Source organism: Azospirillum griseum (assembly GCF_003966125.1).
Taxonomy (GTDB): domain Bacteria; phylum Pseudomonadota; class Alphaproteobacteria; order Azospirillales; family Azospirillaceae; genus Azospirillum; species Azospirillum griseum.
Map to the genome: position 1 here is coordinate 1 of NZ_RXMA01000012.1, position 22,287 is coordinate 22,287.

Annotated in this window: 20 protein-coding genes and 2 tRNA genes; 13 read left to right on the forward strand and 9 right to left on the reverse strand. The window is 67.1% G+C overall.

What is annotated here, in order from left to right; genetic code table 11:
* The first annotated feature begins 199 nt into the window (after positions 1-199).
* Positions 200-490: a hypothetical protein gene (locus EJ903_RS13780; RefSeq protein WP_126616312.1), complete on the forward strand. Its 291-nt coding sequence runs from the start codon at positions 200-202 to the stop codon at positions 488-490.
* A gap of 3 nt (positions 491-493) precedes the next feature.
* Here EJ903_RS13780 and EJ903_RS13785 read toward each other — a convergent pair whose 3' ends face one another.
* Both EJ903_RS13785 and EJ903_RS13790 read right to left on the reverse strand, forming a co-directional pair.
* Complete coding sequence (locus EJ903_RS13785) at positions 494-943, reverse strand: DUF29 domain-containing protein (protein ID WP_126616315.1); 450 nt, start codon at positions 941-943, stop codon at positions 494-496.
* Positions 944-1,050: 107 nt separating this feature from the next.
* Positions 1,051-2,712: a Na/Pi cotransporter family protein gene (locus tag EJ903_RS13790; RefSeq protein WP_126616318.1), complete on the reverse strand. Its 1,662-nt coding sequence runs from the start codon at positions 2,710-2,712 to the stop codon at positions 1,051-1,053.
* A 169-nt stretch (positions 2,713-2,881) separates the two neighbouring features.
* Here EJ903_RS13790 and EJ903_RS13795 point away from each other — a divergent pair, with 169 nt between their 5' ends.
* Together EJ903_RS13795 and trpE are read left to right on the forward strand one after the other, a co-directional pair.
* Entirely contained in the window at positions 2,882-4,765 is a 1,884-nt protein-coding gene (locus EJ903_RS13795; RefSeq protein WP_126616322.1) for a peptidylprolyl isomerase, read from the forward strand.
* A gap of 87 nt (positions 4,766-4,852) precedes the next feature.
* Complete coding sequence (gene trpE, locus EJ903_RS13800; protein ID WP_126616325.1) at positions 4,853-6,364, forward strand: anthranilate synthase component I; 1,512 nt, start codon at positions 4,853-4,855, stop codon at positions 6,362-6,364.
* 112 nt (positions 6,365-6,476) lie between these two features.
* Here the strand turns inward: trpE and EJ903_RS13805 are convergent, their stop codons facing one another.
* Positions 6,477-8,429, reverse strand: coding sequence for a methyl-accepting chemotaxis protein (locus EJ903_RS13805; RefSeq protein ID WP_126616328.1), 1,953 nt, complete (start codon positions 8,427-8,429; stop codon positions 6,477-6,479).
* Positions 8,430-8,625: 196 nt separating this feature from the next.
* Here EJ903_RS13805 and EJ903_RS13810 point away from each other — a divergent pair, with 196 nt between their 5' ends.
* Together EJ903_RS13810 and EJ903_RS13815 are read left to right on the forward strand one after the other, a co-directional pair.
* Positions 8,626-9,420: a YdcF family protein gene (locus EJ903_RS13810; RefSeq protein WP_246015559.1), complete on the forward strand. Its 795-nt coding sequence runs from the start codon at positions 8,626-8,628 to the stop codon at positions 9,418-9,420.
* A 147-nt stretch (positions 9,421-9,567) separates the two neighbouring features.
* Positions 9,568-9,641: transfer RNA gene (locus EJ903_RS13815), tRNA-Cys, on the forward strand.
* A gap of 116 nt (positions 9,642-9,757) precedes the next feature.
* Here EJ903_RS13815 and EJ903_RS13820 read toward each other — a convergent pair.
* Positions 9,758-11,119 carry a flagellar hook protein FlgE gene (locus EJ903_RS13820; protein WP_126616331.1) on the reverse strand — a complete coding sequence of 454 codons (1,362 nt, stop codon included), beginning with the start codon at positions 11,117-11,119 and terminating at the stop codon, positions 9,758-9,760.
* A gap of 223 nt (positions 11,120-11,342) precedes the next feature.
* On the opposite strand from EJ903_RS13820, the gene EJ903_RS13825 reads away from it, so the two are divergent.
* Together EJ903_RS13825 and EJ903_RS13830 are read left to right on the forward strand one after the other, a co-directional pair.
* Positions 11,343-11,418, forward strand: a tRNA-Asn gene (locus EJ903_RS13825).
* A 312-nt stretch (positions 11,419-11,730) separates the two neighbouring features.
* Positions 11,731-11,958, forward strand: a complete 228-nt coding sequence (locus tag EJ903_RS13830) for a hypothetical protein (protein ID WP_126616334.1) — start codon at positions 11,731-11,733, stop codon at positions 11,956-11,958.
* A 24-nt stretch (positions 11,959-11,982) separates the two neighbouring features.
* On the opposite strand, the gene EJ903_RS13835 is transcribed toward EJ903_RS13830, so the two are convergent.
* Positions 11,983-12,216 (reverse strand): hypothetical protein, encoded by a 234-nt coding sequence (locus tag EJ903_RS13835; protein ID WP_126616337.1) that lies wholly within the window; start codon positions 12,214-12,216, stop codon positions 11,983-11,985.
* 224 nt (positions 12,217-12,440) lie between these two features.
* On the opposite strand from EJ903_RS13835, the gene EJ903_RS13840 reads away from it, so the two are divergent.
* The 6 genes from EJ903_RS13840 to EJ903_RS13865 all read left to right on the forward strand — a co-directional run bounded on the left by EJ903_RS13840 (position 12,441) and on the right by EJ903_RS13865 (position 17,726).
* Positions 12,441-13,496, forward strand: a complete 1,056-nt coding sequence (locus EJ903_RS13840; RefSeq protein WP_246015561.1) for a S1C family serine protease — start codon at positions 12,441-12,443, stop codon at positions 13,494-13,496.
* A 101-nt stretch (positions 13,497-13,597) separates the two neighbouring features.
* A complete protein-coding gene (locus EJ903_RS13845; protein ID WP_126616340.1) occupies positions 13,598-14,227 on the forward strand; it encodes an NUDIX domain-containing protein in 630 nt (209 codons plus the stop codon).
* Positions 14,228-14,325: 98 nt separating this feature from the next.
* The gene (locus EJ903_RS13850; protein ID WP_126616343.1) at positions 14,326-15,327 is read left to right on the forward strand and encodes a cysteine synthase A; all 1,002 of its coding nucleotides are present in this window, start codon (positions 14,326-14,328) and stop codon (positions 15,325-15,327) included.
* A gap of 18 nt (positions 15,328-15,345) precedes the next feature.
* Positions 15,346-16,053 (forward strand): alanyl-tRNA editing protein, encoded by a 708-nt coding sequence (locus tag EJ903_RS13855; protein ID WP_126616345.1) that lies wholly within the window; start codon positions 15,346-15,348, stop codon positions 16,051-16,053.
* Between the two features lie 47 nt (positions 16,054-16,100).
* A complete protein-coding gene (locus EJ903_RS13860) occupies positions 16,101-16,985 on the forward strand; it encodes a sulfurtransferase (protein ID WP_126616348.1) in 885 nt (294 codons plus the stop codon).
* 123 nt (positions 16,986-17,108) lie between these two features.
* Positions 17,109-17,726: a GNAT family N-acetyltransferase gene (locus EJ903_RS13865; protein WP_126616351.1), complete on the forward strand. Its 618-nt coding sequence runs from the start codon at positions 17,109-17,111 to the stop codon at positions 17,724-17,726.
* A gap of 234 nt (positions 17,727-17,960) precedes the next feature.
* Here the strand turns inward: EJ903_RS13865 and EJ903_RS13870 are convergent, their stop codons facing one another.
* The 4 genes from EJ903_RS13870 to EJ903_RS13885 form a co-directional block, all read right to left on the reverse strand.
* A complete protein-coding gene (locus tag EJ903_RS13870; RefSeq protein ID WP_126616354.1) occupies positions 17,961-19,046 on the reverse strand; it encodes a pyridoxal phosphate-dependent aminotransferase in 1,086 nt (361 codons plus the stop codon).
* A gap of 126 nt (positions 19,047-19,172) precedes the next feature.
* Complete coding sequence (locus EJ903_RS13875; RefSeq protein WP_126616356.1) at positions 19,173-19,949, reverse strand: amino acid ABC transporter ATP-binding protein; 777 nt, start codon at positions 19,947-19,949, stop codon at positions 19,173-19,175.
* Positions 19,950-19,964: 15 nt separating this feature from the next.
* The gene (locus tag EJ903_RS13880; RefSeq protein ID WP_126616358.1) at positions 19,965-21,071 is read right to left on the reverse strand and encodes an amino acid ABC transporter permease; all 1,107 of its coding nucleotides are present in this window, start codon (positions 21,069-21,071) and stop codon (positions 19,965-19,967) included.
* Positions 21,072-21,076: 5 nt separating this feature from the next.
* Complete coding sequence (locus EJ903_RS13885) at positions 21,077-22,276, reverse strand: amino acid ABC transporter permease (protein ID WP_126616360.1); 1,200 nt, start codon at positions 22,274-22,276, stop codon at positions 21,077-21,079.
* Between the last annotated feature and the right edge of the window lie 11 nt (positions 22,277-22,287).

The window sequence follows — 22,287 nt, forward strand, 5'->3', positions numbered from 1 at the left end:
ACACCGACTCAATCCGAGCCAGGCGAAAGCGGGCAGGTTGGTCCGACGAATACGCCAGAGCCATCCTCGGCCAAATGCGATAGCCCTGAAGGATTGCGTCACCGCCATTGCCCGGCGTCAAGAAACTGTGCAGAGTGTCTGACGCAGCAACGCTGTGTCACGGCCATCGCTGATCTTCTCGGCTCCTAGGGATTCACGATTGCACCGCCCCGCCGCTCACATCGACGACGACGCCACGCTCTGTTCGATTGAGATTCTCGCCGAAGCGGTCGAGATGGCCTTTGTGCCGGGCATCCTGGAATTGCGCACCCTGCGCGACGCGTTGCAGGACGCCCTGCGTTCGAACTCGCCCGACGCCATCCGTCTGGCCTACAGCGCCTTCAGCCGGGTGGACCGCGATTTCCGCCAGCGCATCAGCCACCACGCCCTGTCACTGGCCAACATCCGGCGGCAAAGCGCCGGACCGATCCGCCAGTCCGCAAGGCGCTGACGATCAATGCGCTGGATCGCCCGGCCACATCGCGGGATCCATGATCGCATCAAAGCCCCACGGGCATTCCGGCGGAAAGACCGAGTCCGGCAGGCCGGTTTCACCCGCCGCCTCGATCCGGGCGAGATCATAGGCGTCAACCACGGTTTCGGTGATGACCGCTTTCAGGCTCGGGTTCTTCCGGATGTGCTTGGTGATCGCCACGCGCTGGACGCGAATCGTCGCCTGCCAGGAGCTGCCCCGCCGTTCGGGCTGATGCTGCCATTTCAACAGGTGATGCAGCAGGATCGTCAGGCGGTGTTCAAGCTCACGCTGTTCGCTGCGGCCCATGCTTTCGATTTCCTCGGCGATGTGGGCGATGTCGGCCGCCGCCAGCTTTCCGGCGCGCAGCAGCGCCGCCTGCTCCTTGGCCCAGGCGTAAAAATCGCGGTCGTACAGGGTCGGGTCGGACATGGGGGAATCTCCGCCGGGAGGGTCGTCGGCATGGTGGAACGGATCGCCCAACGGGGCAAGCCCCCCGCCAGTGCGTCGCCCCACCGGTTCGTCAGGCCGCCGGACCGTCAGGCCGCCGCCTCCCCCGGTCCGTGCAGGCGCAGCGCCAGCAGGCGCGACACGCCCCACAGGGCGCTTTCGGCCAAGCCCAAGGCGGCGAGCAGGCGGGCGCGCTCGTTCAGGGGGATGTCGCTGTCGCTGTTGAGGTAGCTTTGCCGCAGCCGGGCGGCGGTCCCGCTGCGGTCGCCGATCAGTCCGTGCATCATCCGCAAATCCTCGGCGTTGCCGCTGTCCAGCGCCGCCAAGCTTTCCAGCAGAACGGCGTCCAGCGCCTCCAGCAGGATGTCGGCGAAGCGTTGCCCGCCGTCGGACAGGGGCGCGCCGCCCAGCTCGCGGGTGAAGTCGTAGAGCTGGCGTTCCAGCGTCCGGGCGTGGTCCTGGGCCTGCAAGGTGGCCATCAGCACCGGGACCAACGGCGGCGGCGGGTTGCGGGTGCAGAGCGCGGCGCCAAACCCGTCGATCTCCTTGCCCAGCGCGGCGAGCGCGGCGTGCAGCGCGTCGGCCCGCCGCGAACCCTCCACCCCCGCGCGCAGGCTGGCCAGCAGCGGGGCGAGCGCGGCGCGGTAGCGCGCCTGTTCCTTTTCCAGCAGGCGCAGGCCCGATTCCGGTTCCTCCACCGCGCGGGCGAAGAGGAATTTCGGCAGGGACAGATCGTCCTCGGCCCCCTGCCCCGCCCCGACCCGCGACAGCAGCCGCGCCATCAGCGGCACAAAGGGCAGCATGACCGCCGTGTTGAAGACGTTGAAGCCGGTGGAATAGGTGGCGATCGCGATGGGAACCAAGGGGTGGCTGACCGTGCCGTCCGCCGCCGTCACCGCCTGACCGGGATCACCGCCCAGCGTCCAGGCGACCAGCGACAGCGACAGCGGGAACAGCGGCAGCATCAGCCCGACGCCGATCAGGTTGAAGGACATGTGGGCGTAGGCGGTGCGCCGGGCGTTGATCGACAGGTTGAGCGCGGCGACGTAGGAGGTGGCGGTCGTCCCGATGTCGGCCCCCAGGGTGAAGGCAAGGGCGGTGTGCCAATCCATCACGCCGGACGCCCCCAGCCCCATGACGATGCCGACGGTGGCCGAGGAGGAATGGATGATCGCCGTGACCAGCGCCGACAGGGCCACGCACAGCAGGATGCCGCCATAGCCGTCCGCCGACAGCAGGGTGAAGACCTCCATCATCGCCGGGGCGGAGCGAATCGGGCGGAAGCCGCTGGTCAGCAGATCCAGCCCGTAAAAGATCATGCCCAGCCCGAGAATCGCCAAGGCGGAATAGCGGATCTTCGGCTTGCCGACGAAGAGATAGATCAGCGCGGCAACCCCGATGACCGGCAAGCCCCATTTGCCGATCGGCAGGGCGACGAAGACCGTGGTCAGCGTCGTGCCGATGTTGGCCCCCATGATCAGGCCGATCGCCTGTTCCAGCGTGACGATGCCGCTGTTGACGAAACCCACCACCATCACCGTCATCACCGTGCTGGATTGGATGACGCCGGTGACGAAGGTCCCGGTCAGCAGGGCAAAGATGCGGTTGGTGGTGAAACGCTCCATGATCTGGCGCATGCGGTCCACCGCCAGCGACTGGATGCCGTCGGACAGGAACTCCATCCCCAGCATGAACAGCCCCAGCCCGCCCAGCACGCGAAAGATCATGTCCTGAATGACCGCGCCGTCCATCCCGCTCCCCCTTCCTGCGAACCGACCAGCAGGATAAGCGGCTTTTCCGCCGAACGCACCGCGAAGTCGTGAAAGCGGGAGGAAATGCGCTGTTGCCGCCCCATCGCGCCCTATCTATGATGCGCCGCCCCGGCCAGACGGTCGATCTCCGCGCTCAGATTCGGATCCCATGCTCCAGTTCATTCGCACTTTCGCCGGTTCGTGGGTCGTCAAGATCCTGTTCGTGCTGTTGATCCTCAGCTTCGGCATCTGGGGGATCGGCGACGTGTTCCGCTCCAGCACGCCGACGTCGGTGGCGGAGGTCGGATCGGTCGAAATCGGGCGCGACGCGCTCGACCAGGAATTCCGCCGCCAGATCGAACGGCTGCGCCCGATGCTGGGCGGCAACCTGACGACCGAACAGGCCAAGCAGTTCGGCCTGCTCGACCAATCCTTGCAGTCCCTGATCCAGCGCTCGCTGTTCGATCAGGCCGCCAAGGATGTCGGCATCGCCGTGGGGCCGGAGGTGGTCAAGCTGCGCATCGCCGACGAACCGGCCTTCCGCAACGCCCAGGGCCAGTTCGATGCCAACCAGTTCCGCACCGTCCTGCGCAACAACCAGTTGACCGAGGACGGTTACATCGCCCTCATCCGCCGCGAAACCGCGCGGGAGCTGGTGGCCGGGGCGGTCAACGCCGGGGTGGCCGCGCCCAAGCCGCTGACCCAGGCGCTCTACCGCTATCGCGGGGAAAAGCGCGTGGCCGAGATGGTGACGCTGCCGCACGCCGCCATCGGCGACGTCGGCACCCCGGACGACGCCGAGATCACCCGCGCCTATGAGGACCATCAGGTCCGCTACACCGCGCCGGAATACCGCGCCCTGACCGTGGCCCAACTGCTGCCCGACGCCATCGCCGCCGACATCAAGGTCGATGACGCGCAGCTCCGCGCCGCCTATGACGAGCGCGCCGCCGAGTTCGGCACGCCGGAAAAGCGCAACGTGCTGATGACCGTCGTCGATGACGAGGCCAAGGCCAAGACCATCGCCGAGGCCGCCAAGACCAAGGGTCTGGCCGCCGCCGCCAAGGACGCCGGGGTTGAGCCGCTGACCCTGGACGGCATCGCCCGCGCCGAACTGCCGGAGCTGGGCGACGCCGCCTTTGCCCTGGAGATGGGCAAGACCAGCGAGCCGGTGAAAAGCGGCCTGGGCTGGCACGTTCTGGCCGTCACCGGCGTCCAGCCGGGCACGACCAGGAGCTTCGAGGAGGTGCGCGAGCGCCTGTCCGCCGACATCCGCAAGGAAAAGGCGCTCGACGCCGTGTTCGCCATCGCCAACCGCGCCGAGGACCAACTCGCCAGCGGTGCCTCGCTGGAGGAGGTCGCCAAGGCCCAGGGCTTGACCCTGACCAAGGTGGCGGCGGTGGACAGCACCGGCAAGGCCCCGGACGGCAAGGACGCCACCGCCGCCCTGCCCGCGCTCAAGCCCCTGCTGGCCAACGTCTTCCAGCTGAAGGCCGGGGCCGCCACCAATCTGGCCGAGGGCCAGGGCAGCGTCTTCACCGCCGCGCGGGTGGACAGCGTCATCCCGGCGGCTCTGCGCCCGCTGGCCGAGGTGCGCGATCAGGTCATCAGCGGCTGGCAGGCCGACAAGCGCGCCGCCCTCGCCGCCAAGAAGGCCGAGGAGATCGCCACCAAGCTGGCCAAGGGCCTGGAGGAGGCCGCGCAGGACGTCGCCACCCAGGCGGGGGCCAGTTTCGCCATGACGGTCCCCTTCACCCGCGACGCCAAGTCGGTCAACGGCCTGTCCGCCGATCTGGTGCTGAAGCTGTTCGACGCCAAGGCCAACGCCGTGGTCAGCGGGTCCACCGCCGACGCCCAGGTGGTCGCCCGCCTGCGCGAGGTGATCGCCGCCGACCCGTCGGCCGCCGACGCCGCGCTTGGCCCGGTCGAGACCAGCGTCAACCAGGGCATCGAGAGCGACCTGATGGCGCAGTTCGGCAACGCCCTGCGCGCCCGCTACCCGGTGCAGATCCACCGCCAGCGCATCGACCAGTTCTTCGCCGCCAACAACTGATCCGGTGGCAACTGATCCGGTGGCAACCGACCCGGCGCGGGTGCCACCGGTGCCCGCCGCCTTCCTCTCTGACAAAGGTTCGATCCCGTGAAGGTCCAGCCCGACTCCTCCGCCTTCGACGCCGCTTACGCCGACGGACGGCAGCAAGTGGTCTGGACCACCCTGGTCAGCGACCTGGAAACCCCGGTGTCGGCCTATATGAAGCTGGCGGACGGGCGGCCCTTCGGCTTCCTGCTGGAATCGGCGGAACGCGGGGCCGGATCGCGGCGCGACCGCTATTCGGTGATCGGCTTCAAGCCCGATGTGGTGTGGCGGTCGCGCGGGAATCAGGCGGAGATCAACCGCAGCGCCCTGCACGATTCCACCGCCTATGAGCCGCTGACCGCCGCCCCGTTGGAGGCGCTGCGCACGCTGATCAACGAAAGCCGCATCGCCCTGCCGGCGGAGCTGCCGCCGATGGCCGCCGGTCTGTTCGGCTACATGACCTACGACATGGTCCGTCTGATGGAGCGTCTGCCCGACGCCAACCCGGACGAGCTGAACATCCCCGACGCCATCCTGACCCGCCCCAGCATCGTGGCGATCTTTGACAGCCACACCGATTCGATCACGCTGGTGACGCCGGTCTGGCCCAAGCCGGGGGTCTCGGCCAGCGCGGCCTACGCCGACGCGCGCGAACGGCTGACCGACGCGCTGTCCGACCTGGAACGCCCGCTGCCCTACCGGCGCGAGCCGCGCAGCGAAGCCGGGTTGCCGCTGGCCTGGACCTCCAACACCACCCAGGCCGAGTATCACGGCATGGTGGAGAAGGCCAAGGAGTACATCCGCGCCGGGGACATCTTCCAGGTCGTGCCGTCGCAGCGCATCCGCTTCCCGTTCAAGCCGTCGCCGCTGGCGCTCTACCGCACGCTGCGCCGCCTTAACCCGTCGCCCTTCCTGTTCCATTGCGATTTCGGCGAGTTGACCATCGTCGGCTCCAGCCCGGAAATCCTGGTGCGCGTGCGCGACGGCAAGGTGACGGTCCGCCCCATCGCCGGAACCCGCAAGCGTGGCGCGACGCCGGAGGAAGACCAGGCGCTGGCCGAGGATCTGCTGAGCGATCCCAAGGAGCTGGCCGAACATCTGATGCTGCTCGACCTGGGCCGCAACGACGTGGGCCGGGTGGCGAAGATCGGGACCGTCAAGGTGACGGCCAAGATGATCGTCGAGCTGTACAGCCACGTCATGCACATCGTGTCGAACGTGGAAGGCGAGCTGGATCCGAAATTCGACGCGCTCGACGCCCTGATCGCCGGGTTCCCCGCCGGAACCGTGTCGGGCGCGCCGAAGGTCCGCGCCATGCAGATCATCGACGAGCTGGAAAAGGCCCGGCGCGGCGTCTACGCGGGCTGCGTCGGCTATTTCGGCGCGTCCGGCGCGATGGACACCTGCATCGCGCTGCGCACCGCCGTGCTGAAGGACGGCATGATGTATGTCCAGGCCGGTGGCGGCGTCGTCGCCGACAGCGACCCGGAAGCCGAATATCAGGAAACCGTCAACAAGGCCAAGGCCCTGATCCGCGCGGCGGAAGAAACCGTGCGCGCAACGTCGGAGCGGTGAGCCCCGCGCCGATGGCGGCGTTCCCCGGAAAAATAGCCTGACAACAGAAAGCCCCCGGTTCCACGCAGGACCGGGGGCTTTTCGTTTGGGGCCGGTTTTCCCCGCACCGCACTCACACCTTGATCGACGCCACAAAGCGGTCCGCGTCGGCTTCCAGCTGTTGCAGTTCGCTGGTGAGTTGACCGGCGGAGTACATCATTTCGATGGCGGATTTGCCGGTTTCGGCGGCGGTGATCGCCATGGTGCTGACGCTTTCCGACACCTCGTTCGAATTGTGGGTGGCGCGGTCGACCGCCAAGGCGATTTTCTGGGTGTGTTCCAACTGCTCGCTGACGGCGGCGGACACCTCGCTGGACAGGGTTTGCACCTCCTCCACCGTGCTGCGGATGGCCCGGATGGCGTCCACCACGTCGGCCGTCGCCCCCTGGATCGCGCCGATCTGGCCGCCGATGTCCTCCGTTGCCTTGGCCGTCTGGTTGGCCAACAGCTTGACCTCCTGCGCGACCACGGCAAAGCCCTTGCCCGCCTCCCCGGCGCGCGCCGCTTCGATGGTGGCGTTGAGCGCCAGCAGGTTGGTTTGACCGGCGATGTCGGTGATGAGGCGGACGATCTCGCCGATGCGCTGGGAGCTGTCGGCCAGCGCCTGCACCGCCGTGTCGCTCTGGCGCGCCCGGTTCACCGCGCGGTCCACCGCCGTCGCCGTGGTGCTGACCCGCCCGCCAATCTCGCCGATGGAGGTGGTCAGCGTCTGCGACACCGTGTTGACGATGCCCACCACTTCGGAGGTCTGTTCGGCCTTTTCCGCCGTGTGCAGCGCCTGGTTCTTCATCGTTTCGGCGATGTCACGCAGCAGATGGGCGCCGTTGCGGATCTGCTCGGTCGCGTTGCCGACGGTCCCAAGCACGCGGCCAAAGGCCCCGTCGAAATCGGTGGCGACCGCCCGCAGCGACTCCTTGCGGTCGGCCTCGGCCCGGCGTTCGGCCTCGCGCGCTTCGATTTCCAGATCGTGGGTGCGTTGCAGATTGTCCTTGAACACCGCCACGGCGCGGGCCATCGCGCCGATCTCGTCGCCGCGCGTCGTTCCGGGAACGGCGGCCTGCCGGTCGCCCGCCGCCAGCTTCTCCATCGCCGTTTCGATCAACAGCAGCGGGCGGGTGATGCTGCGGGCCACAAACAGGCTGGTGACGACGAAGCCGACCAGCAGGACCGATCCGGCCATCAGCGCGTTGGCGATCACGCTTTCCCGCACCGCGTTCTGCTTGTCCACCGCCCCGGTCATGCCGGCATTGGCGTTGACCAGCAGCGCGTCAAAGCGGGGAACCAGCGCCTGGAAGGTTTCGTTGAAGCTGGCGACCTGGGCGCGGAACGCCTTGCTGCCATCGACGAATTTGCCGAGATCGCTGCGGTAGGCGCGCGCCAGCTTTTCCATCTTGGCCTGGGTCGGCTCGTCCAACCCGGAATCGGCCAGGAAGAAGGTGAATTCGTTGAAGACCTTGCGCTGGCCCGCCAGCATCGCCTCGTCCTGGTAGATGATGAAGTCCTTCTCCATCTTGCGCATGGATTCCATGCGGCCGGTCAGCTTGTCGGCGTTGGGCCACTGCTTCAGCTCGTCCTCGATCTGCTTGGCCGAGGCGCGCAGCTTGCCGCGCAAACCGGCCTCGTCGGTCAGGCCCAGTTCCTTGGCCTTGTCCACCACGGCGGCGAATTGCCCCTTCAGGCCGGTCAGGCCCTGCACCACCGGGTCCAGATCCTCCGCCGACGCACCGGCCTTGTCCTTGATCTCGACCAGCATGGTTTGCGCTTCGCTGGCGGTGCTGTCAAAGGCGCGGGCGGCGGCCTCGTCGCGGTCGGTGACGAAGCGCTGCCCCTGATATTGCAGGCGGGCAACCCGGCGTTCGATCTCGGACGCGTGTTCGTAAATCTCGCGGTAGCGGTTCATCTCCGCCGTGGCTTCGAACACCTGTCCGGCCCCGACGAACACGGTTCCTCCCAACAAGCCCAGCGTGACCAGCGACGCGACAACCAACAACGCGATCCGCGTGCCGATGGGAAGGTTGGACAGCATGGGCAAGATTCCTTTGGACCGATCCGAACGCCCGCCCGATCAAATGTTATCGGCGGAGCGGCCCACATCTACGCCCCGCAGACGACGCCCTTGTTAAGGTTTGATGTCGTTTTTGTGTCATCGACTCCCGGCGTTGCCGACCTCACCGCCCACCGCCTATGGTCCGCGACGGTGCCGCGCGGAACGGAGAGAACCGGTGTTGTCCTTTGCGCTGTCGAAGCTGCTGTGGGGATTGGTGAATCCCGGCAATCTGATGGTTCTGCTGCTGCTGGCCGGGCTGGTGCTGCGTCGGCGCGACCGCTGGCGGCGGTTGGCCGACCGTTTGACCGCCGTGGCCGCCGTGGCGCTGGCGCTGGTGATGCTGACCCCGCTGGCCGCCCTGGTCGCCCTGCCGCTGGAAAGCCGCTTCCCCCGCGCGGAGGAGCCGGAACGGGTGGACGGCATCATCATGCTGGGCGGCGCGGTCAACCCGACCATCACCGCCGACCGGGGCGACCCGTCGCTGAACGACGCGGCGGAACGGGTTCTGGCCTTCGCCGATCTGGTCCGCCGCCACCCGCAGGCCCGCGCGCTGTCCACCGGCGGTTCCGGCGTGCTGCTGCGCCAGGGCATGAAGGAGGATCAGACCGTGCGCGCCGTGCTGGCCCAGGCGGGGATTCCCGACGGCCGGGTGCTGTACGAAACCGAATCCCGCAACACCTGGGAAAACGCCCTGTTCGGCCAGGCCATCGCCGCGCCCAAGCCGGGGGAGCGTTGGATCCTGGTGACGTCGGCCCTGCACATGCCGCGTTCGGTCGGCATCTTCCGGCAATTGGGCTGGCCGGTGATCCCCCACCCCGTCGATTACCGCACCCGGAGCGACGCCAGCCCGCCGGTTCCGGCGGAACTGGACCGGCCGCTGGCCTTGCTGGACGACGCCGTGCGGGAGTGGATCGGCCTGCTCTCCTATCATCTGATGGGGCGGACCGACCGGCTGTTCCCGGGGCCGTGACGGGGGGACGCCGCCGCCCGCCAAGGATTTCAAGCGCTTGGAAAAAAAGCGTCACCAAGCGCTTGACCGCGCCGCGCCGGGGCGCTATACCACCGCTCCACACCACGGCGCACCGCAACAGCGGCCCGCGCCGGAGCCGGTTGGGATGGCGCGGTGGCAGAGTGGTGATGCAGCGGACTGCAAATCCGTGTACGTGGGTTCGATTCCCGCCCGTGCCTCCATCCCGACAGAGCGGCATACAGGCAAGCCTCACCCAGCGGTGGGGCTTTTTTGTTGCGCCGATTGTGTTTCCGGGGGGCACGCCGGGAACGCCCCCCTCCCTCCGTCAACCAAACCGTCAGTTCAGCAGGCCCAGGACCGTTTGGGTCATCTCATCGCCGGTGGTGATGATCTTGGACGAGGCCGAATAGGCGCGTTGGGTGGTGATGAGGGTGGTGAACTGCTCCTCGATCGACACGTTCGATCCCTCGACCGATCCGACTTGCAGCGATTCACCGCTGTTCTGGCCGGTGCCGAAATCGCGGAAGGTGATGCCGCCCGAATCCGTCGTCACCGTGAACGCGGTCCCGGATTGCGCCTCCAGATCGGTGGGATTGACCACGGTCACGTCGGGGACCCGGAAGAAATCGCGGGTCTTGCCCCCGGCGAAGGTCCCGCGCACGAAACCGTCGGAGGTCAGATCGACGCTTTCCAAACTGCCCGAGGGAATGCCGTCGTTCGAGGTCGCGGCGTTGGTGATCGTCGTCTCGTCGGTCGAACCGCTGCCGACCGCCACCGACAGCCCGTCGCCGGTTGAGCCATAGGCCCCGAGATCGAGCGTCATCGCCGGAAGATTGCCCGCCGCGCTCAGGCTCAGCGTCGCCTCGGTCCCGCTGGTTCCGCCGCTCAACGTGCCGTCGGCGGCGAAGGTGACGCTGCCCAGCGACTCCCAACTGGTGGAATCGGTCACGCTCGCGCTGCCCGCCGCCGTGCCATCGCCGTTGGTGGCCCCGGCGCGGTACACGGTCCACACGCTGGTTCCGTCGGCGTTGCTGGCCGTTTTCATGAAACGCAGATCGACGCTGCCCGCCGCCCCGCCGCTGTCCACCACCGGCAGCTTGAGGCCGACGGTGGTGTCGTCGCTGGGGGTCTGCGCCACCGCCAACCCGCCCGGCAGAGTGGCGCTCAACGCGATGGTCGAGGTGGCGGCGTAATAGCTTTGCGCCGTGTCCAACGACACCAGTTGCAGATCCGCCGCGCTGCGGTTGGCCGTGCTGGCGGTCGGGTTGGCCGGATCGACGGCAAAGCCCATCAGGGCGCGGCCCGACCCGTTGACCAGATGGCCGAACCGGTCCTGCTGGAAATCCCCCGCGCGGGTCAGTTCCGGCGTGGCGCTGGCCGAGGTGCCGACGCGGCTGACGGTCCCGGTGGACGGATCGACGGCGGCCACGGCGAAAAAGCCCTGCCCGACGATGGCGGCGTTGGTGGTCAGGCCGGTCTGGCTGAGGCTGCCGCTTTTCTCCGCCGACAGGCGGGTGTCCGCCCGCACCCCCGCCCCGCTGTAGGACGCCCCCTGCGCCACCAGGGCGCTGAATTGGGTATCCCCCGCCTTGTAACCGGTGGTGGTCGAGTTGGCGATGTTGTCGGAAATGGTGGTGAGCGCCGCCGACTGCGCGGTCATCCCGGTGACGCCCTTGTTCATGATCGTGGTCAGCGACATCGCCCGTCACTCCTCATCACCCGGCTGGATCGCGCGCCCGCCGGACGGATTGCACCCTGCGTGGTACGGACGTCGGTGGCCACCTCCTGCGCGGCCCGATCGATGCCATGCGAAAGAACGGCGTTCGTCGATTTTTTGACAAATAGGGCTTGGCAGAGCGGCGATGTTTCGCTATACACCCGCCCACGCCAACAACGGCGCACGCCACACGGCGCTGCACCGATCCCGGTTAGCTCAGTTGGTAGAGCAGCGGACTGTTAATCCGCTTGTCGCTGGTTCGAGTCCAGCACCGGGAGCCAGACAGAAGGGCCGAACGCTTCGCGCGTTCGGCCCTTTTTCTTTATCCACATCGGTTTTTGTTGGGAAGGCCGCGCGTTGTCTTTGCCGCAACAGATGTGTTCGAAATGTCGCATCCATCAACAGAGCGCAACGGTTGGCCAAAAGACTCTGCCGCTTTCCCAGGCAAAGGGCTAGGCTGAAGGCATCCGAACCGCCGCGTCATCCGGGTGGTCGCCTCGGATGGCCGTTCCGGCGGGTTTGCCGGTTCCCCCATCCCCCGCCCCTGCACCCAAGGCGTTGGCTGAAGGCTTCTCCGAACCTGGAGGACCATCATGCTGTTGCCGCTTCACCTGCACCAACAGGCCGACACCGGCTTGGCCCACGACCACGACGAGCCGCTGCACGGCCGCGACTGCGTCGCCCCCTTGATTCTGTCCATCGTCGCCGCGCTGCTGGCGTTGGCGGTGCTGGGGGCCGACTGGCGCGGCACCTGGCTGGACCGGGACGCGTCGCTGCCGCCCAGCACGCGGAGCCTGGTCATCACGCCGATGCCGCGCTGAGTGGCCCGTTCGGCCCCGCGCCGATCAACTGACGAGATCGTCGTAAATCGTGGCCTCCGGGTCGCCATCGGCGGTTTGCGACAGCACGCGTTTCCATTCGCCGCACCAGGCGCTGGACAGGGTGACGGGAAAGTCGCCCTCCGGGCTGCGCGGTGTGACCACCGGCGGGTAGCGGTGGCAGGTCCCCTTCGGCCCACGCTGGCGCAGGCCCTGCCCCTCCCAGTACCGGCAGGAGTAACAGCTGTCGAGACGCTTCATCGCGGATCAGCCCCCTGTGAGCGGGTGTGCGGCGGTCATCCTGGCCGACCCCCCAACGTTGGCGACTGGCGTAATACGCCCGACCGCCCGCGTCCAGCCCCCAATGCCCGGCGGCATGGTTCAAGAATGACAGGACCGACGCCTTGATGCCACCGCCCGGCGCGCAATGTCATAGAGAGCGCCCGTGCATCGTTGCCGGGCGCGGCGGACGGGAGGGCGGGATCATGCGGATCACGGTCGCAACCCCATTCCGGCGGCGCTGGCCCGCAAGGGCGGTTGCCGCGCGTCTGCTGATGGCTCTGGTTGTGGCGCTGGTGAGCGGCTGGAGCCTGCCGACGGCGCGGGCCGACTCCGCAAAGCCGGACGGGCTGGACAGCGAACGGCTGGTGCAGGCCGTGGTCGGCGTGTCCGCCGTCATCCCGCCGGATTCGCAAAGCGCGCGCAATCTGGGGACCAGCCGCGAAGGGACCGGCATCGTCATCGACGGGGCGGGTCTGATCCTGACCATCGGCTACACGGTGATGGAGGCGTCCAGCATCGAGGTGACGACCGCCAGCGGCAAACGCTTCCCGGCCTCGCTGGTCGCCTATGATCCGGTCAGCGGCTTTGGCCTGCTGCGCGGGGAGATGGGGTTTGACGCGCCGTGGCTGCGGCTGGGTGGCAGCGCGGGGTTGTCGGAAGGCGACACGCTGCTGGTGCTGACCGGTGGGCGCAGCCGGGGAGCGGCGGCGGTGCAACTGGTCAGCAAGCGCGAGTTCGCCGGTTACTGGGAGTATCTGCTGGACGAGGCGCTGTTCACCTTCCCGCCGATCCGCGCCTTCAACGGGGCGGCCCTGGTCAACCAGGACGGCGCGCTGGTCGGGGTCGGGTCGCTGCTGGTGGCCCAAGCGTTGGAAGGGCGCGGGTTGCCCGGCAACATGTTCGTGCCGGTGTCGGCGCTGCAACCGATCCTGGCCGATCTGCTGGCCTATGGCCAACGGCAGGACCCGCCCCGCCCCTGGCTGGGCGTGACCCTGCGCGAGGAGAACGGGCGGTTGCTGGTGGAAAAGGTGTCGCCGCGCGGGCCGGCGGAAGGTGCCGGGCTGCGCCCCGGCGACTGGATCGTCGGCGTGGCGGGCAAGCGGTTCGACGGGCTGGCCGATTTTTACCGCAAGCTGTGGAGCGTCGGCCCCGCTGGCGTGGTGGTTCCGCTGGAGATCATGCGCGGCGCGCGTCTGGAGCCGCTGGCGGTCCCCTCGGCCGACCGCGTCCGCTTCCTGCGCCTGAACCCGACGCTGTGACCTCCGCGCCGGTTGGACAGAGGGGGGACAGGGTGGCGGTTGGTCCGGCGCTGCGCTAGACAGGGGGGCTTCCCCTCCCACGCAGACGCGGCCCCGCCCCGATGACGAACCACCCCGACATTGAGATCCTGAACAAGAAAACCGTCTACAAGGGCTTTCTTCAGGTCGATTCCTACGATCTGCGCCACAAGAAGTTTGACGGCACCTGGACCGGGGTGCTGCCGCCCCGCGAGGTGTGCGACCGTGGCCCGGCGGTGGGCGTGCTGCTCTATGATCCCGACCGCGACGCGCTGGTGATGATCGAGCAGTTCCGCGTCGGCTCGGCCATGGTGGGCGGCCCGGCCTGGATGACGGAGATCGTCGCGGGCATGATCAACCCCGGCGAAACACCCGAGGACGTCGCCCGGCGGGAAACGTTGGAAGAGGCGGGCTGCACGCTCGAAACCCTGGAGTTCATCGGCGACTATTTCGTCAGCCCCGGTGCCTTCACCGAACAGGTCTTCGTCTATTGCGGCCGGGTGGACAGCCGCAACGTCCCCACCAGCGGCGGGCTGGAGGAGGAGCATGAGGACATCCGCATCATGGTGGTCCCGACCGACGAGGCCATCGCCCTGATGGACCAGAACCGCTTGCGCAATTCGCTGGCCATCATCGCCATCGGCTGGCTGGCCCGCCACCGCGACGCCCTGCGGCGGCGCTGGTTGAATGAGGATGTGGATACAACGAAATAATTTCGTTCAATACAGGGTTTCACAGCGCAGTCTTGAATCCAGAAGCCTGAACCCCGATAGTCAATCAACCAACTTTCATTCGGTCAGGAGAGCACGCCGTGGACATTCGCAACGGCTTCATCGGCGCCATCGGCAACACCCCGCTGATCCGCCTGGACGGCCCGTCGAAGGCCACCGGCTGCGAGATTCTCGGCAAGGCGGAGTTCCTCAACCCCGGCGGGTCGGTGAAGGACCGCGCCGCGCTGGCCATCGTGCAGGACGCGGTGGCGCGCGGGGCGCTGCGCCCCGGCGGAACCATCGTGGAAGGCACGGCGGGCAACACCGGCATCGGGCTGGCGCTGGTCGGCAACGCGCTGGGCTATCGCACCGTCATCGTCATGCCGGAGACCCAGAGCCAGGAGAAGAAGGACATGCTGCGACTGGTCGGCGCGGATCTCCGTCTGGTTCCGGCGGTCCCCTATTCCAACCCGGACAATTACGTCCGCTACTCCGGCCGTCTGGCGGAGGAGTTGGCGCAGACGGAGCCGAACGGCGTCGTCTGGGCCAACCAGTTCGACAACACCGCCAACCGCGAGGGCCACCGCCTGACCACCGGCCCGGAAATCTGGGAGCAGACCGGCGGCCGGATCGACGCCTTCACCTGCGCCGTCGGCAGCGGCGGCACGCTGGCGGGCATCGGGCTGGCGCTGAAGGCGCGCAACCCGGCGGTGCGCATCACGCTGGCCGACCCGATGGGCGCGTCGCTCTATCATTACTACACCCATGGGGAACTGAAGGCCGAAGGCAGCTCGATCACCGAAGGCATCGGCCAGGGGCGGATCACCGCCAATCTGGAGGGCGCGCCGATCGACGACGCCATCCAGATCACCGACGACGAGGCCCTGCCGATCGTCTTCGACCTGATCAAGACGCAGGGGCTGGTGCTGGGCGGCTCCTCGGGCATCAACATCGCCGCCGCCATGCGGGTGGCGCGCGACCTCGGCCCCGGCCACACCATCGTGACGATTTTGTGCGACGGTGGGCAGCGTTACCAATCGAAGCTCTTCAATCCCGCCTTCCTCCGTGAGAAGAATCTCCCCGTGCCGGATTGGCTCGACTGATTCTGTTCGCGAGGGTTCATGGACGCGTTGTTTCGCGAGGACGCTTACGCCCAACGCTGCGCCGCCACCGTGGTTTCGGTGGACGAGCGCGGCGTCCGCCTCGACCGCACGGTGTTTTACCCGACCGGCGGCGGGCAGCCCGGCGACACCGGGGTGCTGCGGGGGGATGGGGCGGAGTGGCCCGTCGTGGACACGGTCAAGGGCGACAACGGCCCCGACGACGTGATCCACATTCTGCCCCCCGACACCCCGCCGCCCGCCGTGGGCGCGGTGGTGGAGGCGGTCATCGATTGGGACCGGCGGCACCGCCACATGCGGATGCACACCGCCCTGCATCTGCTCTGCGCCGTGGTTCCGGGATCCGTCACCGGCGGGCAGATCGGCGCGGACAAGAGCCGCCTGGACTTCAACGTTCCCGCCGAAAGCCTGGACAAGGACGCCATCGCCGCCGCCGTCAACGCGCGCATCGCCGCCGACAGCCCGGTGAGCACGCGATGGATCACCGACGAGGAGATGGCCGCCGCGCCGGAACTGGTGCGCACCATGTCGGTGAAGCCGCCGACCGGATCGGGCCGGGTGCGGCTGCTGAACGTCGAGGGCGTCGATCTCCAGCCCTGCGGCGGCACCCACGTCGCCCGCACCGGCGAAATCGGTGGGATCGAGGTGGTGAAGATCGAAAACAAGGGCAAGCAGAACCGGCGCGTCGTGATCGCGCTGACCGGCTGATCCGCGCCCACGCACCCGGCCCCAACACCCCAAAAGGAAACGCCCCCATGACCGAAACGGTCGAAGCCCTGACCGGCCCCGTTGTCTCCACCGATTGGCTGGCCCGCAATCTGGGCCGCCCCGGCCTGCGCGTGCTGGATTGCTCCTGGTATTTCCCTTCGCAGAACCGCGACACCCACGCCGAATTCACCGCCAGCCGGATCCCCGGCGCGCAATTCTGCGACGTGGACGACGTGTCGGCCCCCGACACCCACCCCCTGCCCCACATGGTTCCCGACGCCGACCGCTTCGCCGCCAAGATCGGCGCGCTGGGCATCGGCGACGGCGACACCATCGTGACCTATGACACGGCGGGGATCGCCACCGCCGCCGCGCGGGTGTGGTGGATGGTGCGCCTGTTCGGCAGCGACCGCGTGGCGGTGCTGGACGGTGGCCTGCCGAAATGGCTGGCCGAGGGGCGTCCGACCGAGTCCGGACCGGTCCCCGCGCCGGAGGCCCGCCGCTTCACCGCCGCCCTGCGCCCGGACCTGCTGCGCCGGGTGGGGGACATCCAGGCCAACATCGACAGCGCCGCCGAACAGGTGGCCGACGCCCGCGCCCAGCCCCGCTTCGAAGGGGCCGCCGCCGAACCCTGGCCGGGCCGCCGCAGCGGGCGGATTCCCGGCAGCTTCAACCTGCCCCACACCGACCTGATCGACGCCGACGCCAAGACCCTGCTGCCGCCCGAGGTGATCGTGGAGCGGGCCAAGGCCGCCGGGTTGGACCTCGACCGGCCCATCGTCGCCTCCTGCGGCAGCGGAATCACCGCCTGCGTCATCGCCTTGGCGCTGGCGACGGCGGGCAAGACCGACGTGGCGATCTATGATGGGTCCTGGGCCGAATGGGGCCTGCGTGCCGATCTGCCGCTGGCGACCGGCCCCCGCAACGGATAACGGGCGCGGATGACCGGCAGCGGGCGCGCAGCGGCGGCGTTTGGTGCATGAGACCAACCATCCGGTTGTGGCCTTCTGCGGGCGGTTGGGGTATGCCAGATCGCCCGCAAGGATGATGCAAACATGGCTGACCACACCTTCTCGCTGACGCGCCCCGCCCTGCCGATCAACGACACCCCCGGTCGTCTGTCGGTCATCGTCACCTATCTGGAGATGACGGCCCCGCCCGCCCATCCGCCGTTGGAACGGCCCAAGGGCGATCTGGCCCTGGTGCGCGCCAACCCGCCAAGCTGGTCCTTTTACCGCTATCTCTACGACACGGTCGGCGAACCCTGGCTGTGGCACGAACGCCGCCGCATGCCGCGCAAGGAGCTGGAACGCAGCCTGAACGACCCGCGCGTCGAAGTCTGGGTCCTGTACGTCAACGGGACCCCGGCGGGCTACGCCGAGATCGACCGGCGCGAGGCGGCGACCGATCTGGCCTATTTCGGCATGCTGCCCGACTTCATCGGCCTCAAGCTCGGCCCCTGGCTGCTCGACACGGCGATCCGGCTGGCCTGGGATGGCGGGGCGACAAAGCTGGTGGTCAACACCTGCAGTTTCGACCACCCGCGCGCCCTGCCGCTGTACCAACGCATGGGCTTCGTGCCGGTGCGCCATGTCGTGCGCGAGATCCACGACCCGCGCGTGAACGGCCCGCTGCCGCGCAGCGCCGGGCCGCATGTTCCGATCGTGGAGTGATGGGGCTGGGTGGTTGGATCTTTTGACACCGATGAACACAGATGGACACAGATGAATTTTTGATGCGCGCCTTTTGGAGGAAACAACACCAAAACTATGAATAAGCGGAATATTCTTTTTCTTTTTTCTTCAGTCTGATTTTATATCATTCATCCTTCATAATCGTCCTTTCGCATCTTTTATCTTTCTACATCTGTGTTCATCTGTGTTCATCTGTGTCAAAAATAATCCCCCCTACCCCAACACCTCCGCCAGCGCCACGATCAGGGCCTTGTTTTCCTCCTCCCGGCCCACGGTGATGCGCAGGCAGTCGGGCAGGCCATAGTCGGCCACCGGCTTCACCAGCAGGCCGCGATGGGCGAGATGGTCGATCACCGCCTGGACACCCAACGATGGATCGGTCGGCACACGGGCGAGCACGAAATTGCAGACGCTGGGGTAGACGCGCAGGCCCACCCGCTCCAATTCCCGCGACAACCAGGGCAGCCATTGGGCGTTGTGGGCGTAGGTCGCCTCTTCATGCTCCGCGTCGGCCAGCGCGGCGGCGGCGGCGGCCTGGGCCGGGCTGGACACGTTGAAGGCCCCACGGATCGCGTTCACCGCCTCAATCACCGCCGCCGGGCCATAGCCCCAGCCGACCCGCAGGCCCGCCAAGCCATGCATCTTGGAGAAGGTGCGGATCATCAGCACGTTGTCGGAGTTTTCGACGATTTCGGTGCCGTCGCTGTAGGTCGGGCGGCGGCAATAGTCGGCGTAGGCCGAATCGAGCACCAGCAGCGTGTGCGGCGGCAGACCGGCGCGCAGGCGCTGGACCTGATCGGCGGGGATGAAGGTGCCGGTCGGGTTGTTGGGGTTGGCAAGGAAGCAGATTTTCGTGCGGTCGGTGGCCCGGTCGATCATCGCCTGAACATCGACGACGAACTCACGCTCCGCCGCGATGGTCGCCGTTGCGCCTGCCGCGCGGATCGCCTTGAGAAAGCCGCGATAACCATGCTCGTGGCACAGCACCTCGTCCCCCGGCCCGGCAAAGGCCTGGGTGACAAGATGGATCAGCTCCTCCGACCCGTTGGCGCAGACGATGTGATCGACGTCGATGGAATGGCGGCGCGCGATGGCGTGGCGCAGCGCGTCCTGACTCCAATCGGGGTAACGATGAATCGCGGACGCCGCCTCGCGGTAGGCGGCCAAGGCCAGATGGCTGGGACCCAGCGGGTTTTGCGTCAGGGAGAGATCGATCCAGCGCCGACCGTCCTGCGGTGGGCGCTGCGACCGATAGGGTTTGATCTGGCCGACACCAGGGCGCGGGCTGAGCAAATCCATGGCATCATCTCCGTTGTGCGTTGCAGCGAACAGCGCGTCACGGACAATGATTGAACCCTATTCCGGGGTACGACGCCATTGGATATTGCGTCGCACACCGGATAGGTTGCAAAAAATTGCAGCCGATCAGTGATTCAGGATCTGGCTGAGGAACAGGCGGGTGCGGTCCGACTTCGGGTTGGTGAAGAAGGAATCCGGGGTGTCCTGTTCCACGATCTCACCACGATCCATGAAGATCACGCGGTCGGCCACCGACTTGGCGAAGCCCATTTCGTGGGTCACGCACAGCATGGTCATGCCGTCTTCGGCCAGGCCGATCATGACGTCCAGCACCTCCTTGACCATTTCCGGATCAAGGGCGGAGGTCGGCTCGTCGAACAGCATGACCTTGGGGCTCATGCACAGCGAACGGGCGATGGCCACGCGCTGCTGCTGACCGCCGGAAAGCTGGCCGGGGTATTTGTGGGCCTGTTCGGCGATGCGCACGCGCTTGAGATAGCGCATGGCCATTTCCTCGGCCTCGGCCTTCGGCTTCTTGCGCACCCAGATCGGGGCGAGCGTGCAGTTTTCCAGCACGGTCAGGTGCGGAAACAGGTTGAAGTGCTGGAACACCATGCCGACCTCGCGGCGCACCAGCTCAATGTTCTTCAGATTGTTGGTCAGCTCGATGCCGTCCACCACGATGGTGCCGCGCTGGTGTTCCTCCAGCCGGTTGAGGCAGCGGATCATCGTCGATTTGCCCGACCCGGACGGGCCGCAAATGACGATGCGCTCACCCTTCTGCACGCTGAGATTGACGTTCTTCAGAACGTGGAACTCGCCGTACCACTTGTTGACGTCCGTGCAGCGGATGATTTCTTCGCCGCTCGGGATGTGACGGGCCTGTTGGGCGGCCTGGGACATGATGAGAGTGCTCCCTTAGCGACGATGGCTGCGGTTGAGGTCGCGTTCCAGCTTCTGGCTGTATTTCGACATGCTGTAGCAGAAGATCCAATAGATCACGCCGATGAACAGATAGGCCTCGCGGTAGAAACCGCGCCACAACGGATCGGACAGCGCCGCCTTGGCGGTGCCGAGCAGGTCGTACAGGCCGATGATGATCACCAGCGACGTGTCCTTGAAGAAGCTGATGAAGGTGTTCACCAGCGGCGGGATGGCGATGGCCAGCGCCTGCGGCAGGATGATCTTGATCATCTTCTGCCAATAGGACAGGCCCAGGCCGTCGGCGGCCTCATACTGCCCCTTCGGGATCGCCTGCAGGCCACCGCGAATCGCCTCGGCCATGTAGGCGGCGGCGAACATGATGAAGGCGATCTGGGCGCGCAGCAGCTTGTCGATGGACACGCCGTTCGGCAGGAACAGCGGCAGCATGACCGACGCCATGAACAGCAGGCTGATGAGCGGCACGCCGCGAATCAGCTCGATGTAGGTGACGCACAGCACCTTGACGGCGGGCATGTTGGACCGGCGGCCCAAGGCCAGAAGAATGGCGGCGGGAAAGGCCACGGCCAGACCGATCACCGACAGGATGATGGTCAGCGGCAGACCGCCCCACAGGGTGTTTTCCACCGGGGTCAGCCCCAGCACCCCACCCCACATCAGGCAGCCGACCGTCACCAGACCGGCGGCCCAGACCAGACCGAACCACGGCTTCCAGAACCGGCGGTCGCAGCTCGCCAGCAGCAGGGCGATGAAGATGGCGATGGTCGCCAGCGGACGCCACTGCTCATTCCACGGGAACTGGCCGAACAGGATGAAGCGCAGCTTTTCACCGATGAAGCCCCAGCACGCCCCGCTGGTGTCCTGGCGACAGGCCGGGGAGGTCGAGTCGAAGCCATGGGCCTTGATGAGCAGCCAATCCAGAAAGGGCGGAATCGCCGACCCCAACAGGGCCAGCACCAGCACCGTCAGGATGGCGTTGTACCAGGTGTTGAACAGGTTGTTCCGCAGCCACGCGATGGGGCCGACGGTGTTGGCCGGCGGACGTTCGTCCGGCAGGCCGACGCGTTGCACGTTGTCGGTCATGGCCGTTACCGCTCCACCAGCGCGATGCGCTTGTTGTACCAGTTCATGAACAGCGAAATGCTCAGGCTGATCGACAGATAGGACCCCATGATCATCGTCACGCCTTCAATCGCCTGGCCGGTCTGGTTCAGGGTGGTGTTGGCGATCGACACCAGATCGGGGTAGCCGATGGCCAGCGCCAGCGAGCTGTTCTTGGTCAGGTTCAAATATTGGCTGGTCAGCGGCGGCACGATCACCCGCAGCGCCTGCGGCAGGATGACCAGACGCAGCGTCGGACCGCTGGGCAGCCCCAACGCGCGCGCCGCTTCGGTCTGGCCCCAATTCACGGCGATGATGCCGCTGCGCACCACCTCGGCGATGAAGGCGGAGGTGTAAACGGTCAAGCCGGTCAGGATCGCGAAGAACTCCGGCGAAATCACCATGCCGCCCGCGAAATTGAAGCCCTTCAGCACCGGCATGTCGAGCGCCACCGGCGCGCCACCAGCGATGTAGGCCACCAGCGGCAACCCCAGAATGAGACCCAACCCGGTCCAACCGACGGGGAAGATCTGGCCCGTGCGCGCCTGCCGCGCCTTGGCCCAGAACCGCAGGGCAAGGGTCACGACGACGGCAACGACCAGGGCGATGCCCATCATCTTCCACACCGGATCGTCCGACGGGGCCGGAACGATCAGGCCGCGCTGCGACAGGAAGACGCCCGGCAGCGGATTCAGCGCCGACCGAACCGGCGGCAGCCCATCCGACACCAACGCGTACCAGAAGAAGAGCTGCAGCAAGGGCGGGATGTTGCGCACGATCTCGACATAGGCCGAGGCCAGCCGCGCGATCAGCCAGTTGCTGGACAGACGCGCCACACCCACCAGCGTGCCGATGATGGTCGCCAGAATGATGCCGATGATCGACACCTTCAGCGTGTTGAGGACGCCGACCAGGAAGGCCCGGCCATAGGTGTCCTTCGGCGAGTAATCGATCAGATGCTCGCCAATGCCGAAGGCCGCTTCACGCTCCAGGAAACTGTATCCGGTGGCGATCGACCGCCGCGCGAGATTGTCGAGCGTGTTGGAAATCAAAAACCAGCCAACCAGAACGACCGCGCCGACCACCAGAACCTGGTAGACGATGGCGCGAACCGTCGGGTCGCTGAGGGAAAACGATGAGCCACCGGGGACCGATGCCCCCTGTGCGGTCCGGGTCTCTGTCGCCACGGATACTCTCC